Origin of the sequence: Klebsiella grimontii, assembly GCF_900200035.1 — a bacterium.
Lineage (GTDB): Bacteria > Pseudomonadota > Gammaproteobacteria > Enterobacterales > Enterobacteriaceae > Klebsiella > Klebsiella grimontii.
Map to the genome: position 1 here is coordinate 186,175 of NZ_FZTC01000019.1, position 15,726 is coordinate 201,900.

The window sequence follows — 15,726 nt, forward strand, 5'->3', positions numbered from 1 at the left end:
CATTACAAAGAGTAGCGCAAAGCCATGATTTTGCGCCACGGAAGCACTGTCGAGCAGGCACATATTCGTTTTATCAAAGGGAGTCGTCATGTCATTACGTCATCTGTCCGCGCCGCGTCTGCGCCGTTCACTGTTGTTAACTTCATTACTGCTGGCGGGGAGCTTCAGCGCCCACGCGGCGGAAGAAATGCTGCGTAAAGCCGTTGGCAAGGGCGCGTACGAAATGGCCTATAGCCAGCAGGAGAATGCGCTGTGGGTGGCGACTTCGCAAAGCCGTTCGCTGGATAAGGGCGGTATTGTTTACCGCCTCGATCCGACGACGCTGGAAGTGACGCAGATTATTCATAACGATCTGAAACCGTTCGGCGCAACGATCAACAACGCTACCCAGACCCTGTGGTTTGGCAATACCACCGACAGCAGCGTAACGGCAATTGATGCCAAAACCGGGAAGGTGAAAGGGCGTCTGGTGCTCGATCCCCGCCAGCGCAGCGAAACCGTGCGCCCGCTGGCCCCGCGCGAACTGGCGGTTAACGAGAAAACCAATACTGTCTACATCACCGGTCTGGGTAAAGAGAGCGTGATCTGGGTGGTGGACGGCGACAAGCTGACGCTGAAAGACACTATTGCCAATACCGGCGCGATGGCGACGGGCCTGGCGGTGGACGCGGAAGCGAACCGTATCTACACCACTAACGCCGACGGCGAACTGGTGACCATCGACAGCGCCAGCAATAAAATCCTGACGCGTAAGAAACTGCAGGATGACGGCAAAGAGCACTTCTACCTCAACCTGAGCCTCGATACCGCCGGTCACCGGGCCTTTATCACCGACGGCAAACAGCCGGAAGTGCTGGTGGTCGATATTCGCGATGGTAAAGTGCTGGAGAAAATCGCCGCGCCGGAATCCCTGGCCGTGCTGTTTAACCCGACCCGCAATGAAGCCTACGTAACTCACCGTAAAGCCGGCGAAGTGAGCGTGATCGATGGTAAGACCTACAAAGTGGTCAAGACCTTCAAAACCCCGACTCACCCGAACAGCCTGACCTTATCCGCCGATGGCAAAACGCTGTACGTCAGCGTGAAGCAGGAATCGACACGCCAGAAAGAGGCCACCCAGCCGGATGACGTTATCCGCATCGCGCTGTGATCCTGACGGGAGGGGGTAACCCCTCCTGAAAGTCTGTCTGCCGGGCGGCGGCTGACGCCTTCAGCGATATCACCCTCTGTTACAAACACTTATTAGCCTGATAAATACAATGGCTATAAACTGACGTCTTTCCTGCGCAAGCGGGACGGTGGCATTAATCCTGGAGAAAAGATGAAAAAATCATTTATGGTCGTTTGCGCCGGCGCGATGCTGGCCCTTCTGGCAGGCTGTAGCTCAAACTATGTGATGACGACGAAAAGCGGGCAGACTATCGTGACGCAGGGCAAGCCGCAGCTGGATAAAGATACCGGCATGACCAGCTATACCGATGAGTCAGGCAATAAGCGCCAGATTAACAGCAGCGACGTCGCTCAGCTGGTGGAAGATAATTAAGTTGTGCCGTTGCGGTTTGCCCGGTGGGGCAAACCGCAAAAGGAACGAGTTACGGTTTTTCAATATTCGGCGCGGTGCTGTGAATATCATGTACGCGCTTACGTACGCCAAACCAGCCGGCGACCAGCAGCACGGCGATCAGCGGAATCGAACCGATGGTATAGGTCCCATTCGGGTAATCGAAAGCCATTAATACCAGCACGCTCAGCAGGAATAGCAGGGTCAGCCAGGAAGTAAAAGGCGCTCCCGGCATCTTGAAGCTGACGTCTGCGGCCTTGCCTTCTTTGATCGCCTTGCGCAGGCGCATCTGGCACACCACAATAAAGCCCCACGAAGCGATAATCCCCAGCGACGCGACGTTGAGGACAATCTCAAACACCTGTGAAGGCACCAGATAGTTGAGGAATACCCCAACGACGTAGACGCCAAGCGTCGCCAGAATCCCGGCGTAAGGCACGTGATGACGGCTCATTTTCGACATAAACTTCGGCGCGGAACCGCCCATCGACATGGAGCGCAGAATACGCCCGGTGCAGTAGAGACCAGAGTTGAGGCTGGAGAGCGCGGCGGTTAACACCACAATATTCATCACGCTGCCGATATACGGCACGCCCAGCTTCGAGAAGAAGGTGACGAACGGGCTCTGCCCGGCCTGATAGGCATTCCACGGCAGCAGCAGCACCAGCAGCAGCACCGAACCCACATAGAACAGACCGATACGCCAGATAACGCTGTTAATCGCGCGCGGCACCATGGTCTGCGGGTCTTTACATTCGCCAGCGGCGGTGCCCACCAGTTCGATAGAGGCGAAGGCGAACACCACCCCCTGAACCAGCACCAGTGCTGGCAGCAGGCCGTGCGGGAACAGGCCGCCGTTATCGGTAATCAGGTGGAAGCCGGTGGCATTGCCATCAAGCGGCTTGCCGCTGCCGAGAAAAATGGTTCCGACCACCAGAAATGCCACGATCGCCAGCACTTTCACCAGCGCGAACCAGAACTCCATCTCGGCGAACCATTTCACGCCGATCATGTTCATGGTGCCGACAATCGCCAGCGCGCCGAGGGCGAATACCCACTGCGGGACGTCGCCGAACGCGCCCCAGTAGTGCATATACAGCGCGACGGCGGTGATATCGACGATCCCGGTCATCGCCCAGTTGACAAAGTACATCCAGCCCGCCACGTAAGCCGCTTTTTCACCGAGGAACTCGCGGGCGTAGGAGACGAAGCTGCCGCTCGAAGGACGATGAAGCACCAGCTCGCCCAGCGCGCGTAGGATAAAAAACGAAAAGAGGCCGCAGACCAGATAAACCAGCGCCAGAGCCGGCCCGGCCATCTGCAGGCGCGCGCCCGCGCCGAGAAACAAGCCGGTACCGATGGCGCCGCCGATGGCAATCATCTGTACCTGACGGTTGCCCATCGCCTTGTGGTAGCCGGACTCCTGCGAATTCAGCCAGTGGCGTTTGGCAGCGTGCTGCTCCGCCACGCTAGAGTGTTTTGTATTCATTGATGTCGCTATTTTCCTGTCAATGTCCATGAGTGGTTCGTGCTGCTGGCTCTCTCATCATTCTGAGGAATGAGATAAGCGAGCATGGCGGAGAATCCTACACGTATCGGAAAATGGACGCACGTAAAAGATTTGCGGACCGCACTTGCTTAAATATCAATGAGATCGCCGCGTTCTGTGGGGGGATAGTCACCTGGAAATTTCGCTGATCGATTTTGCCCAACGTGCGCTATTATTTTCAGCCCGCGTTTTGCCCGAGAGACCACGATGAAAATCAACGTAGTAGGGACCAGCGGCGTCGGCAAATCTACCCTCGCGCGTCGGCTGGCTCAGGAACTGTCGCTGCCTTATATCGAAATGGATGTGCTCTACTGGCTGCCCGAATGGCAAGGGACGCCGGACGATGAGTTTTACGCCAAACTTGCCGCCGCGCTCGCCGCGCCCGGCTGGGTGCTGGACGGTAACTATAACCGCAGCCGCCCGCTAAAATGGCGCGACGTGGATCTGGTGGTGTGGGTGGACTACAGCTTCTGGCGCACGATGCGTCAGGCGGTCTGGCGCGCGGCTTCACGCGCCAGCCGTCGCCAGGAACTGTGGCCCGGCACCGGCAACTGCGAAACCTTCCGCCGCTCCTTCTTTAGCCGGGACTCCATTATTCTCTGGACGCTAAAAACCTGGCGCAATAATCGCCGCCGCTATCTGGCGGATATGCAGGATCCGCAGTATCGACATATTCGCTTTGTGCGCTTACGCAACCAGCAGCAGACCGAGGCGCTGGTGCGCGAGCTTCGGCAGAATCTCCGATAATCCCCCGGCTCGCGCTGCGCTTAGCCGGACTACAAACTACAGGCCCGCAGACTGCTGAGGATGCGTAGCCCGGACAGATGCGCAGCATCGCCTCCGGGGACATTTACCTCACCGCATATCTAATTTCCGGCAGAGCAAATGTAAATAAATTGTTTCTCACTGACCGCGGCCGCTTCTAATAATGCAGACATGTTAATTCACATGAGCCTGCGAAATGTCTTATCGAATCAGTATCCTGGATAAAAGCCCGCTGGCGGCCGGAGAAACGGCCGCCCAGGCGCTGGCGCGTACATTAACGCTGGCGCAACAGGCGGAAGCCTGGGGCTATCACCGTTTCTGGATAGCCGAACACCACAATACCGAGCAGCTTGCCAGCCCGTCGCCGGAACTGGCGATCGCCTGGATCCTCGGCCAGACCCGCCGGATTCGCGTCGGTTCCGGCGGCGTCATGCTCCAGCACTACAGCCCGTACAAAGTGGCGGAAAACTTCAATATGCTGGCCTCCCTCGCGCCGGGCCGCGTGGATCTGGGCGTGGGCAAAGCTCCAGGTGGCCTGCCGCTCTCTACCCGCGCGCTGCAGCAGGGGCTTAATCCCCAGCAAAAAGGGAGTTTTGCCGACCAGCTGGCGCAGCTCGATAACTGGCTGTCGCTGACCGAAACCGATGGGGAAGAGAGCGTCCGCGCAACCCCGATTCCGCCGCGTCGCGCAGACGGCTTTCTCCTCGGCGCCAGCCTGGAAAGCGCGCAGCTGGCGGCGCAGTTGGACTGGAACTTTGTCTTCGCCGCCCATCTCAACGGCGATAAGCATCTGCTGCGCGAGGTGCTCACCCGCTGGCGCGAACTGAGCCGTCGCGACGCGATTATTGCCGTCCAGGCCGTGGTGGCCGACGATTCTGCCACCGCAGCCGATCTGGCAAACGCCGTGGAAGTCTGGGGCGTTGAGCTGGAAAACGGCCAGCGGGTGACCGTCGGCAGCGAAGCGCAGGCGGCCGCCTTTGCCCGCCAGGCGGGTAGCATGCCGACGCGCATCGCCCGTCGGGAATCGGCGGTGCTGTTCGGCACCCCCGAGCAGGTGAAAGCGCAGCTGGATGCCTTGCAGTCGGCGTGGAACATCGACGAATTTATTATCGACACGCCCATTAGCGACGGCGCGGCGCGCCTTAACTCCCTGCGTCTGTTGGCCCAGGCGCATCTGAGCGCGGAGGTCCAGCCATGAGCCTTGCCGAACAGTTAATTCGCTGGCGGCGCGAACTGCACCAGTACCCGGAACTTTCGCTGCAGGAGGTTGATACCACCGCGCGTATTCGCGACTGGCTGCAGAGCGGCGGCATCAGCCTGCTGCCTTATGAACTGAAAACCGGCGCGGTGGCCGAAGTGGGCAGCGGCGATAAGGTGATAGCCCTGCGCGCCGATATCGACGCGCTACCTATCGAAGAGGCGGCCAGCGTGCCGTTTCGTTCGCTGAATGCCGGCGTGATGCACGCCTGCGGGCATGATATTCATACCAGCGTGATCCTTGGCGCGGCCTTACTGCTGAAACAACGCGAAGCGCAGCTGGCGGGACGCGTCCGCATTCTGTTCCAGCCGGCGGAAGAGAGCTTCGGCGGCGCGAAAACCCTGATTCGCGCCGGGGTACTGGAGGGGGTTTCCGCCATTTTCGGTATGCATAATGAACCGGGCCTGTCTGTAGGCGAGTTCGCCACCCGCGGCGGCGCGTTTTACGCCAACGTCGATCGCTTTGTCTTCAAAGTGACCGGTAAAGGCGCGCATGCCGCCCGGCCTCATGAAGGGAAGGACGCCATTCTGCTGGCTAGCCAACTGGTGACCCTGCTGCAAAGCGTCGCCAGCCGCGAAGTGAATACCCTCGATTCCGTGGTGCTTAGCGTGACGCGGATTCAGGGTGGCAATACGTGGAATGTCCTGCCGGAAAGCGTCGAGCTGGAAGGTACGCTGCGCACCCATAGCAGCGAAGTCCAGCAGCGGGTGAAGGCGCGGGTGAGCGAGATTGCCGCCGGCTTCGCCAGCGCCTTCGGCGCGCAGATCGATGTCTTCTGGTACGCCGGGCCGACCGCGCTGGTCAATGATGAGCGCTGGGCGGCATTCGCCAGCGACGTGGCCGATAAGTCCGGCTACCGCACGCATCATGCGGACCTCCATCTCGGCGGCGAAGATTTTGCCGTTTATCTCCAGCATATACCCGGCGCTTTCGTCAGCATCGGTAGCGCCAGCGAATTTGGTCTTCACCATCCGGCGTTTAACCCGGATGAGCGGTTGATCGCGCCGGCGGCGCACTATTTTGCCGATCTGGCAGAGCAGGCATTAAAAGAACTTTAATTATTCAGGGTCATAGACTAAGGATTAACGATGTCTGAACAACGGCAGCTGCGTATTGGCACTATATTACATGGCGCATCGGGAAATATGTCGGCATGGCGCCATCCGGCCGCGCTGGCCGACGCCAGTATTAACTTTGAGTTCGTTAAGCAGACGGCGCTAAAAGCGGAAGAGGGCAAGCTCGATTTTATTTTTGTCGCCGACGGCTTATATATTAATGAAAAATCGATCCCGCATTTTTTAAATCGTTTTGAACCGCTGACGGTATTATCCACCCTGGCGGCGGTAACCACGCGTTTAGGCCTGGTTGGTACCCTGTCGACCTCCTACAGCGAACCCTTTACCACCGCCCGCCAGTTCGCCAGCCTCGATCATCTGAGCGGCGGGCGCGCGGGCTGGAACGTGGTCACCTCGCCGCTGGAGGGCTCGGCGAAAAACTTCTCCCGCGCCCAGCATCCCGATCATGCTCTGCGCTACCGCATTGCCGATGAATATCTGCGGGTTGTCAAAGGCCTGTGGGACTCCTGGGAGCAGGATGCGTTTATTCGGAATAAAGAGAGCGGCCAGTTCTTTGATAAAAATAAGCTGCACACGCTTAATCATCACGGCGATTTCTTTAAAGTAGCCGGTCCGCTAAATATTGCCCGCACGCCGCAGGGGCGACCGATTATCTTTCAGGCGGGCGCATCCGATGACGGCAAAAAATTAGCCGCCAGCCACGCCGACGCTATTTTTACCCATCAGGAATCGCTGGCGGAGGCGCAGGCCTTTTATCGGGACGTCAAAAGCCAGCTCGAAGCGCACGGCCGCCGGGAGAGCGAACTACACATATTCCAGGGCGTCAGCGTCATCGTTGGCGATAGCGCCGACGATGTGGAGCAGCAATACCAGACCACCGCCGCGCTGGTATCGATTGACGACGCGCTGAATTACCTCGGCCGCTATTTTGAGCATCACGATTTCGCCCAATATCCGCTGGACGAGGCGTTTCCGGATATCGGCGACCTCGGGCAGAACAGCTTTCGCAGCACCACCGACGAGATAAAACGCAACGCCCGCGAACGCGGCCTGACGCTGCGCCAGGTGGCGCTGGAGGCGGCCAGCCCGCGACCGCGTTTCTCTGGCACCGCCGAAGAGGTGGCGGATGGTTTACAGCAGTGGTTCGAACAGCGCGCGGCGGACGGTTTTATTATCCAGGGCGGCACGCCGGACACCTTCCCGCGCTTTGTGGATCAGGTCGTACCCATTCTTCAGCAGCGCGGATTATTCCGCCGGGAATATCCCGGCACCACGCTGCGCGAAAGCTTAGGGCTGGCAGAGCCCGTTAATCAATTCCAAAAACAATAATAGAGAACACCCGCTATGCAGAAAACGCAGAAAAAATCGCTACTCCTGGCGCTTGCGCTGGCCGTTAGCGCCTCATCCTGGGCGCAGAACGTCACGATCAACGGCACCGGCGTGAGCCTCGAAGCTAACAAAACGCCGATTCATACGGCGAAAAACCCGCAGGCTATCGCGCAGTTGCCCAAAGGTCTTCACCTGGCGGTGCCGGGCAAACTGACCGTCGCGGTCGCCGCGCTGAACTCGCCGCCGCTGACCGTGTTTTCTGACGATAACAAAACCCTGCTCGGCAGCGAAGTGGATATCGCCCGCCTGGTGGCCGACAGCCTTGGGCTTGAGCTGAACGTGGTACCGACATCATGGGAAGACTGGCCGCTCGGCGTCGCCTCCGGCAAATATGATGCGGCGGTCAGCAATATCACCGTAACCAAAGAGCGCAAAGAGAAGTTTGACTTCGCCACCTACCGCAAAGATTCGCTGGGTTTCTACGTCAAGAGCGGCAGCCCGCTGAGCAAAATTGAAAAAGCGGAGGATATCGCCGGGCTGCGGATAATCGTCGGCTCCGGTACCAATCAGGAAGCGATCCTGCTGGCGTGGAACGCCGAGAACCTTAAGAAGGGGCTGAAGCCGTTTACCCCGGTTTATACCAAAGATGACGCCGCCCAAACCCTGGCGCTGCAGTCCGGGCGCGCCGACGCCTTCTTCGGCCCCAACGTGATCGGCGCGTGGAAAGCGGCGCTGACCGGCAAAACCAAGCTGGTGGGCAGCGTTGACGGCGGCTGGCCGAAGGCGGCGCATATCGCCGTGACGGTGAAAAAAGGCAGCGGTCTGGTTGAACCGGTACAGACGGCGCTGAACGGCGCTATCCGCAGCGGCGATTACGCGAAGGTGCTGAACCGCTGGGGCGAAGGCGTGGAGAGCATCCCGCAATCGGAAATCAACCCGGCCGGACTCGGCGACTAACAGGAGGCATGATGAGCGATATTTTCCGCGATGTCTCTCCGGAAACCCCGGAGCTGCAGCCGATTATTGAGGGCCTGTTCGGCGAGTACGCCGCGCGCTACGGCGACTACTTTTCCCGCGATGCCGAAATCGAGCTGACTGAATGGTATCTGGCGCCGCAGGGGCTGTTTATCGTGCTGGAGCGCGAGGGCGAAATTATCGCCACCGGCGCGTACAAACCGAAAGACGCCCATACGGCGGAAATCAAACGTATCTGGACCCATCGCCGTCTGCGCCAGCAGGGGCTGGCGGCGAAAGTGGTGCAGGAGCTGGAGCGTCGGGCGCTGCTTGCCGGCTACAGCCATATCTATCTGACCACCGGTTTTCGGCAGCCGGAAGCGGTGCGGCTCTACCTGAGCCAGGGCTACGAGGCGCAGTTTGACCTCAGCCGCGATCCGGAAGAGTACAGTCTGCCGCCGTTTGATGGCCGACTGCGCTTCACCAAAGCGCTGGCGGTCAGCGCGCTAAGCCAGAGCGCTTAAGGAGCCCCTATGCATACCCCGGAAACGATTAAGGTTGTCCCCGCGCGCTATCCGCTGCGGGCGGTAGGCGCGGCGCTGGCGCTGCTGGCGCTGGCGGTGGTGATTCAATCCGTCGCCTTTAACCCGCGCTGGGAGTGGGGCGTTTTTGCCCGCTGGTTCTTTGACCCGGTGATCCTCGAGGGCCTCGGGCAGACGCTGCTGCTGACCCTGCTGGCGACGGCGCTGAGCGTTATTCTCGGCGGCCTGCTGGCGCTGGCCCGCCTCTCCAGCTCATGGCTGCTGAGCAGCCTGGCCTGGGGCTATATCTGGCTGTTCCGCTCGCTGCCGCTGATCGTGGTGCTGATTATTCTCTACAACTTCTCTTATCTCTACGACAGGTTATCGATCGGTATCCCGTTCACCGGCATTAGCTGGGCCAGCTTTGAGACCATCAACGTGCTGGGACAGTTTTCCACTGCCGTTGTCGGGCTGACCCTCGTGCAAAGCGCCTACACCGCCGAAATTATCCGCGGCGGCTTCCTTGGCGTCGATCACGGTCAGTATGAAGCGGCGGCGGCGCTGGGGCTTCCGGCCAGCCGTCGCACGCTGCGCATTATCCTGCCGCAGGCGCTGCGCACCATTTTACCGGCGGGCTTTAACGAAATTATCAGCCTCGCCAAGGGGACGGCGATGGTTTACGTGCTGGCGATGCCGGAGCTGTTTTACACCATCCAGATGATCTACAACCGCACCCAGGAAGTCATTCCGCTGCTGATGGTCGGCGCCGCCTGGTATCTGGTGATCACCAGCGTGCTGTCGCTGATTCAGTATCTGGTCGAGCGCGGCCTGGCCCGCAGCGAACGCCGCTCGGCGGTCAATACCGCCCGCAGCAGCCGTCGCGCTGAACCCGTTCGCCGCCCACAACCGCAGGAGCCTGTCCATGTCCAACTCTCGTAACGGTCATATTTCCATTACCGGCGTCAGCAAATACTTTGGCCGCCATAAAGCGCTGGATGACGTGTCGCTGGAAATCGAACCCGGCACGGTAACGGTGATCCTCGGGCCGTCCGGCTCGGGAAAATCGACGCTGCTGCGGGCGATTAACCACCTGGAGCGCGTCGATGAAGGCTTTATCCAGATCGATGGCGACTATATCGGCTATCGCCGCAAAGGCGACAAGCTGTACGAACTGAAAGAGAAAGAGATCCTCCGCCAGCGGGTCAACGTCGGCTACGTATTTCAGAACTTCAATCTGTTCCCGCATCTGACGGTGCTGGAAAACCTGATTGAGGCGCCCATCGCCCACAAACAGGCGACCCGCAAAGAGGCTATCGCGCGGGCGTATGACCTGCTGGACGTGGTCGGACTGCGCAACAAAGCCGATGCCTGGTCGCGACACCTGTCCGGCGGGCAGCAGCAGCGCATCGCCATTGCCCGGGCGCTGGCGCTGAACCCGCGGGTGATTTTGTTTGATGAACCGACCTCCGCGCTTGACCCTGAGCTGGTGGGGGAAGTGCTGGATGTGATTAAAAAGCTGGCGCGCTCCGGCACTACCCTGGTGGTGGTGACTCATGAAATCGGCTTTGCGAAAGAGGTGGCGGATCGGGTGGTGTTTATGGTCGACGGCAAAATTGTCGAGCAGGGCGGCAGCGACGCCGTGCTGAACCACCCGCAGCACCCGCGGACGCGGCAGTTCTTATCGAGGGTATTAGCGGCATGAGAAACGGACTTTTAGCCCTGACGTTATTATCTTTATCCGCGGCATCGCAGGCGGCTATCGACCTGCGCGCCAACGAGCAGCCGCTGCCGGTGACCCGCGATGAGCAGGCGATCGCGAAGATCCCGGCAAATTACGCCTTCGTCGAGCCGGGCACCTTAACGGTGGCGATTTCGGCGCTCAACTCGCCGCCGCTGGCGCTGTTGGCCAGCGATAACCGCACGCGTATCGGCAGCGACCCGGATATCGCCAGGCTGCTGGCCGGCAGCCTCGGGCTAAAGCTGAAGCTGGTGCCCACCGCCTGGGAGGACTGGCCGCTGGGGATGACTTCCGGTCGCTACGACGTGGCGCTGGTCAATATTGCGGTGACCGAGCAGCGGAAAGAGAAGTTTGATTTTGCGACCTATCGCGTCGATTCGCTGGCCTTTTCCGTGAAATCGACCAGCGATATCGCCAGCGTCAGCGGACCGGCGGATCTCGCGGGCAAAAAGGTGATCGTCGGGTCCGGGACCAATCAGGAGCGGATTTTGCTCGGCTGGAACGCCGAAAATGAAGCCGCCGGGCGTCAACCGGCGCTGCCGGTCTACCTGACCGATGACGCTTCGGGCAATCTCTATATTCAGTCCGGGCGCGCGGATGTGTTCTTTGGGCCGCAGTCGGTGGCGGCCTATAAAGCGGCGCTCAGCGGCAAAACCAAAGTCGTCGGCCTGGGGCCGAAAAAAGCGTACGTTGCCACGACGACCAAAAAGGGCAACGGCCTGGTGGTGGCGCTGCAAGCGGCGCTAAATGGCGCGATTGCTCGCGGGGAATACCAGAAGGTGCTGGCGCGCTGGGGCGAGCAGGGCGAAGAGGTGACGCAATCGACGGTGAATCCGCCGGGGATAACCTACTAAAAAACCGCTGTTTCGCAGGAGTGTGATGCGAAACAGCGGGGGCGAATCCTCGCCAGGGTGTTAAATCAGGCGGCGCGCGGGGTCAGCGTCAAACGATCCAGCGGCCCGACGATAAACAGATAGGAGAACAACCCCAGTACGCCCATGGAGCCGACGTACAGGATGGCGTAATCAAACGAGTGGGTGTTGGCGATGATCACGCCGATGACCAGCGGCGTGATGATGCTCGCCAGGTTGCCGCACATGTTGAACACGCCGCCGGCAATACCGAGCATCTCCTTCGGTGAGGTGTCGCTCAGCACGCACCAGCCGAGGTTACCGAACCCTTTAGCAAAGAAGGCCACGCTCATGGCGGCGATCACCACCACTTCCGAGGTGGTGTAGTTGGCGACAACAATCACGCAGGAGAGCAGCATGCCGCAGATCACCGGCAGCTTGCGGGCGGTCGTCAGGCTGTAGCCGCGTTTCAACAGCCAGTCCGAGAATACGCCGCCCAGCAGGCCGCCGATAAATCCGGCAATGGCTGGGATACTGGCGACAAAGCCGACTTTCAGGATCGACATACCTTTGGCCTGATAGAGATAGGTGGGAAACCAGGTCAGGAAGAACCAGGTAATGGACGTTACGCAGAACTGGCCAATATATACCCCGATCATCATACGATTGACGCAGACGCTTTTGATTTGCGCGAGGGTTAATTTCTGCTGCGTTTTTTTCGTGCCTAACTCCGGCTCGCCGCCGCCTTCACGAATATAGTCGAGCTCCTGCTGGTTAATTTTTGGATGATGAGAGGGATCTCTTACTTTTACCAGCCAGAATATCCCCAGCACCACGCCGATAGCGCCAATATAATAAAATACGTAGTGCCAGCTTAAATTATGCAGAATAATGGTCATCAGCGGCGTAATAATCCCCAAAGAGATATACTGCGCGGCCTGATAGACCGAGGTGACGAATCCGCGCTCTTTATTGGGAAACCATTGCACGCTCAGACGGCTGTTGGCGGGGAAGGCTGGGGCTTCAATCGCCCCCATCATCAGGCGCAGAATAACCAGCGCTACCAGCGGGCTGGCGAACATATAGATGGTGCCCTGGAACATGGTGACGATCGACCAGCCAATTAGCGCGCAGCCGTAGACCAGCCGCGAACCATATTTATCCAACAGCCAGCCGCCGGGTATTTGCATAATGACGTAGGAGATACCAAAAACGGAAAAGGCCAGCCCCATCGCCTCGGGATCAAAACCTAACTCTTTGCTCATAATAGGCGCGACGACGGACAGCGTTGCCCGGTCGGCATAATTAAATACGGTAGCCAGAAATAAAAACAGTAATATACCGTAACGCACGTTGCTGCGTTTTAATTGCTGTTGCATTTTAATCAACTCCTTTGCAGGGTTGTGTATTGTGGGTACAGGCAATAAGAGGTATTTCCCCGGGAGGGCTACGGGTTTTCAGTCGCCTGCGGACCGGTAGCCCGAACAAATGCGCAGCATCGCCTCCGGGAAAACGCTGTATTCTCCCGGGGGCGGCGCTTAATACGCCTTGGCCGGGCGACTGGGCCTGTAGCCCGGATAAGGCGTTTACGCCGCCATCCGGGGAATTCTGTTAAGGACGTTTACCAAACTCGCAGCTTTGCTGGGTCCAGCGGCGGGCCTGTTCGCTCAGGGTGAAGCCCAGACCGTGGCGTTCGGAAACCCACATCCGCCCGTCGCGCAGCTCCAGCTGTTCGTTAAACAACGGGTTCAGCCACTCGAAATGCTCCAGCCACGGCTCGAGCGGGTAGGCGGCGGCGAGATGCAGGTGCACCTCCATCGCAAAGTGCGGGGCCAGCTTGCGACCGTGCTTCGCCGCCAGATCCATAATTTTCAGGAACGGGGAGATCCCGCCGACGCGCGGGGCGTCCGGCTGGACAAAGTCGCTGGCGTTGCCGAGGATCAGCTGCTCGTGTTCGCGGAAGCTGGTCAGCATCTCGCCGGTGGCAATCGGTGTATCCAGCGCGGCGGCGAGCTGCGCGTGGCCTTCAACGTCGTAAGCGTCAAGGGGTTCTTCAATCCAGATCAGGTTGAACGGCTCCATTTTGCGCCCCATGCGGATAGCGGTTTCGCGATCCCACTGCTGATTGGCGTCGACCATTAACGGGAAGTCATCGCCCAACACCTCGCGCACCGCCGTCAGACGACGAATATCCTCAGCGGTATTCGGCTGACCGACTTTCAGCTTAATCCCGCCAATGCCGTTTTCGCGGGAGATAGCCACGTTTTTCAATACCTGATCCAGCGGGGTATGCAGGAAGCCGCCGGAGGTGTTGTAGCACTGGACGGAATCACGATGCGAGCCGAGTAGCTTCGCCAGCGGGAGTCCGGCGCGTTTGGCTTTCATATCCCACAGCGCAATATCGAGAGGGGAGATGGCCTGTACCGCCATACCGCTGCGGCCTACGGAAGCCCCGGCCCACAGCAGTTTGGTGTAGATCTTGTCGATATCGTTCGGGTCTTCGCCGAGCAGATTATCGGCGATCTCTTTGGCGTGGGCGTAAATGCCCTGGCCGCCCGCGCGCTTGGAATAGCTAAAGCCGACGCCTTCAAAACCGTCCCGGGAGCGGATTTCGGCGATGATAATCGCCACTTCGGTCAGCGGCTTTTGTCGACCGGTCAGAACTTTTGCATCGCTGACGGGGGTCGCCAGCGGCAGAAAAGCCAGCGACAGTTTGACGTGTTCAATACGGTCACCGGTCTCAGCGGCGGTTTTGACGCCGGAAGCTTTGGCGTAGGTCACGGACTCGGAATTAGCACTCGAGGTCATAGTCAGTTCCTTTTTAGTGATAAAATGTTTGCGCTAACATTTTTAATCCTGGAATTGTCTTTACGCTACGACAGTGATTTTAATTTGTACAAACGATCACAATTAGCGGTTATAACGAGTGAAATTATGCAGCGCAGGTCACGATCCAAAAAGGTTTGTGAAAAGTCACAAAGCATAATGATAGCGATAACATTTTGTTTTTCAGGTCGTTGATTCTCTTAGAGATGTCCCGGAGGGCGCTGGCAATTGCGCGGGCCATCATCAATAATGCCCACAGGAAACGACTCAACACAGGGGCTTAGTCGTGAAAAGCAGAAAACCGACGCGCGCGCCGACGCTGGATGACGTTGCCCGCAGCGCCGGGTTGTCATCGATGACGGTCAGTCGGGCGCTGAATACGCCGCAGCTGGTACGGCCAAAAACGGTCGAGAAAGTGATGCAGGCGGTGCAGGCGACGGGCTACATCCCCAACGCGCTGGCCGGCGGCCTGGCCTCCAGGCGCAGCAAGCTGGTGGCCGTGGTGGTGCCGCAAATTAACAACAATATGTTTGTCGATACCATCCAGGCGCTGAGCGATACCCTGGCGGCGCGCGGCTACCATATGCTGCTGTGCGTGGCGGGCTACAGCCGACAGACCGAAGCCGAGCTGGTCGCAACCTTACTCTCCCGGCGTCCGGATGGCGTCGTGTTGACCGGCATTCAGCACGCCCCGGCGTTGAAGAAGACGATTCTCAACGCCGCTACGCCGGTGGTGGAGATCTGGGATCTCACCCCGACGCCGCTGGATATGCTGGTCGGTTTTTCGCATGAAAAAGTCGGTGAAACCATTGGCGAATATCTGCTGGAAAAAGGCTACCGTCGCCCGGGCCTGCTGTGGGCCGGCGACGCGCGCGCGACGTTGCGAAAGCAGGGGCTCTGCGCACGGCTGGCCAAAAACGGCATTGACGATGCGCCGCAGGTCGAAGTGCCGCTTCCGGCATCACTGGCGCTGGGGCGTCGCGGCCTGGCCGAGCTGCTCGCTGGCGGCGAATTTGACGTTATCGTCTGCAGCTCCGATACCCTTGCCCAGGGGGCGATTATGGAAGCCGAAAGCCGGGGTCTGCGCGTGCCGCAGGATCTGGCGGTGATCGGTTTTGGCGATCTGGACTTCGCCGCCAGCAACCGTCCGGCGATCACCACCGTCAGCGTCGACCGTCACGCCATCGGCGAGCAGGCGGCCACGCTGCTCGCCGACCGCATCGAAGGCGGCGGTGAAGGGGACGTGATTATTGATATCGGCTTTCACCTGGTGGCGCGGGAGTCGGCGTAGGGCGTTC

Annotated in this window: 13 protein-coding genes and 1 pseudogene; 11 read left to right on the top strand and 3 right to left on the bottom strand. The window is 59.2% G+C overall.

Annotated elements, in window-relative coordinates; translation table 11 throughout:
- The first annotated feature begins 88 nt into the window (after positions 1–88).
- Together yncE and KOSB73_RS15660 are read left to right on the top strand one after the other, a co-directional pair.
- A complete protein-coding gene (yncE, locus tag KOSB73_RS15655; protein WP_004120750.1) occupies positions 89–1,150 on the top strand; it encodes a 7-bladed beta-propeller protein YncE in 1,062 nt (353 codons plus the stop codon).
- A 171-nt stretch (positions 1,151–1,321) separates the two neighbouring features.
- A complete protein-coding gene (locus KOSB73_RS15660; protein WP_004120747.1) occupies positions 1,322–1,543 on the top strand; it encodes a YgdI/YgdR family lipoprotein in 222 nt (73 codons plus the stop codon).
- A 49-nt stretch (positions 1,544–1,592) separates the two neighbouring features.
- Here the strand turns inward: KOSB73_RS15660 and ansP are convergent, their stop codons facing one another.
- Entirely contained in the window at positions 1,593–3,050 is a 1,458-nt protein-coding gene (gene ansP / locus KOSB73_RS15665) for an L-asparagine permease (protein WP_024358258.1), read from the bottom strand.
- Positions 3,051–3,317: 267 nt separating this feature from the next.
- On the opposite strand from ansP, the gene KOSB73_RS15670 reads away from it, so the two are divergent.
- The 8 genes and pseudogenes from KOSB73_RS15670 (at position 3,318) to KOSB73_RS15710 (ending at position 11,605) form a co-directional block, all read left to right on the top strand.
- The gene (locus KOSB73_RS15670; protein ID WP_098140664.1) at positions 3,318–3,857 is read left to right on the top strand and encodes an AAA family ATPase; all 540 of its coding nucleotides are present in this window, start codon (positions 3,318–3,320) and stop codon (positions 3,855–3,857) included.
- Positions 3,858–4,071: 214 nt separating this feature from the next.
- Complete coding sequence (locus tag KOSB73_RS15675; RefSeq protein ID WP_098140665.1) at positions 4,072–5,073, top strand: LLM class flavin-dependent oxidoreductase; 1,002 nt, start codon at positions 4,072–4,074, stop codon at positions 5,071–5,073.
- Complete coding sequence (locus KOSB73_RS15680; protein ID WP_049131572.1) at positions 5,070–6,191, top strand: amidohydrolase; 1,122 nt, start codon at positions 5,070–5,072, stop codon at positions 6,189–6,191. Before KOSB73_RS15675 ends, KOSB73_RS15680 begins: the two co-directional genes overlap by 4 nt.
- Positions 6,192–6,221: 30 nt before the next feature.
- Positions 6,222–8,495: pseudogene (locus KOSB73_RS31160) on the top strand (NtaA/DmoA family FMN-dependent monooxygenase).
- Between the two features lie 11 nt (positions 8,496–8,506).
- Positions 8,507–9,016 (top strand): GNAT family N-acetyltransferase, encoded by a 510-nt coding sequence (locus KOSB73_RS15695; RefSeq protein ID WP_004138170.1) that lies wholly within the window; start codon positions 8,507–8,509, stop codon positions 9,014–9,016.
- Positions 9,017–9,025: 9 nt separating this feature from the next.
- On the top strand, positions 9,026–9,952 hold the full coding sequence (locus tag KOSB73_RS15700) for an amino acid ABC transporter permease (RefSeq protein WP_049103128.1): 927 nt from the start codon (positions 9,026–9,028) through the stop codon (positions 9,950–9,952).
- Positions 9,936–10,715, top strand: a complete 780-nt coding sequence (locus tag KOSB73_RS15705; RefSeq protein ID WP_004138168.1) for an amino acid ABC transporter ATP-binding protein — start codon at positions 9,936–9,938, stop codon at positions 10,713–10,715. Before KOSB73_RS15700 ends, KOSB73_RS15705 begins: the two co-directional genes overlap by 17 nt.
- Positions 10,712–11,605: a transporter substrate-binding domain-containing protein gene (locus KOSB73_RS15710; RefSeq protein ID WP_004138167.1), complete on the top strand. Its 894-nt coding sequence runs from the start codon at positions 10,712–10,714 to the stop codon at positions 11,603–11,605. The genes KOSB73_RS15705 and KOSB73_RS15710 overlap by 4 nt, the downstream gene beginning before the upstream one ends.
- A gap of 65 nt (positions 11,606–11,670) precedes the next feature.
- On the opposite strand, the gene KOSB73_RS15715 is transcribed toward KOSB73_RS15710, so the two are convergent.
- The gene (locus tag KOSB73_RS15715; protein WP_004138166.1) at positions 11,671–12,981 is read right to left on the bottom strand and encodes an MFS transporter; all 1,311 of its coding nucleotides are present in this window, start codon (positions 12,979–12,981) and stop codon (positions 11,671–11,673) included.
- 232 nt (positions 12,982–13,213) lie between these two features.
- Positions 13,214–14,410 carry an L-talarate/galactarate dehydratase gene (locus tag KOSB73_RS15720; RefSeq protein WP_004138165.1) on the bottom strand — a complete coding sequence of 399 codons (1,197 nt, stop codon included), beginning with the start codon at positions 14,408–14,410 and terminating at the stop codon, positions 13,214–13,216.
- A gap of 304 nt (positions 14,411–14,714) precedes the next feature.
- Here KOSB73_RS15720 and KOSB73_RS15725 point away from each other — a divergent pair, with 304 nt between their 5' ends.
- Positions 14,715–15,719, top strand: a complete 1,005-nt coding sequence (locus KOSB73_RS15725) for a LacI family DNA-binding transcriptional regulator (RefSeq protein WP_004138163.1) — start codon at positions 14,715–14,717, stop codon at positions 15,717–15,719.
- The last annotated feature ends 7 nt before the right edge of the window (positions 15,720–15,726 follow it).

Excerpts from the sequence above, each read along its gene's own strand:
- KOSB73_RS15700 (WP_049103128.1), top strand. The coding sequence starts at position 9,026 with ATGCATACCCCGGAAACGATTAAGGTTGTCCCCGCGCGCTATCCGCTG.
- KOSB73_RS15710 (WP_004138167.1), top strand. The coding sequence starts at position 10,712 with ATGAGAAACGGACTTTTAGCCCTGACGTTATTATCTTTATCCGCGGCA.
- yncE (WP_004120750.1), top strand. The coding sequence starts at position 89 with ATGTCATTACGTCATCTGTCCGCGCCGCGTCTGCGCCGTTCACTGTTG.
- KOSB73_RS15680 (WP_049131572.1), top strand. The coding sequence starts at position 5,070 with ATGAGCCTTGCCGAACAGTTAATTCGCTGGCGGCGCGAACTGCACCAG.
- KOSB73_RS15720 (WP_004138165.1), bottom strand. The coding sequence starts at position 14,410 with ATGACCTCGAGTGCTAATTCCGAGTCCGTGACCTACGCCAAAGCTTCC.
- KOSB73_RS15715 (WP_004138166.1), bottom strand. The coding sequence starts at position 12,981 with ATGCAACAGCAATTAAAACGCAGCAACGTGCGTTACGGTATATTACTG.
- KOSB73_RS15670 (WP_098140664.1), top strand. The coding sequence starts at position 3,318 with ATGAAAATCAACGTAGTAGGGACCAGCGGCGTCGGCAAATCTACCCTC.
- KOSB73_RS15660 (WP_004120747.1), top strand. The coding sequence starts at position 1,322 with ATGAAAAAATCATTTATGGTCGTTTGCGCCGGCGCGATGCTGGCCCTT.
- KOSB73_RS15695 (WP_004138170.1), top strand. The coding sequence starts at position 8,507 with ATGAGCGATATTTTCCGCGATGTCTCTCCGGAAACCCCGGAGCTGCAG.
- KOSB73_RS15705 (WP_004138168.1), top strand. The coding sequence starts at position 9,936 with ATGTCCAACTCTCGTAACGGTCATATTTCCATTACCGGCGTCAGCAAA.
- ansP (WP_024358258.1), bottom strand. The coding sequence starts at position 3,050 with ATGAATACAAAACACTCTAGCGTGGCGGAGCAGCACGCTGCCAAACGC.
- KOSB73_RS15675 (WP_098140665.1), top strand. The coding sequence starts at position 4,072 with ATGTCTTATCGAATCAGTATCCTGGATAAAAGCCCGCTGGCGGCCGGA.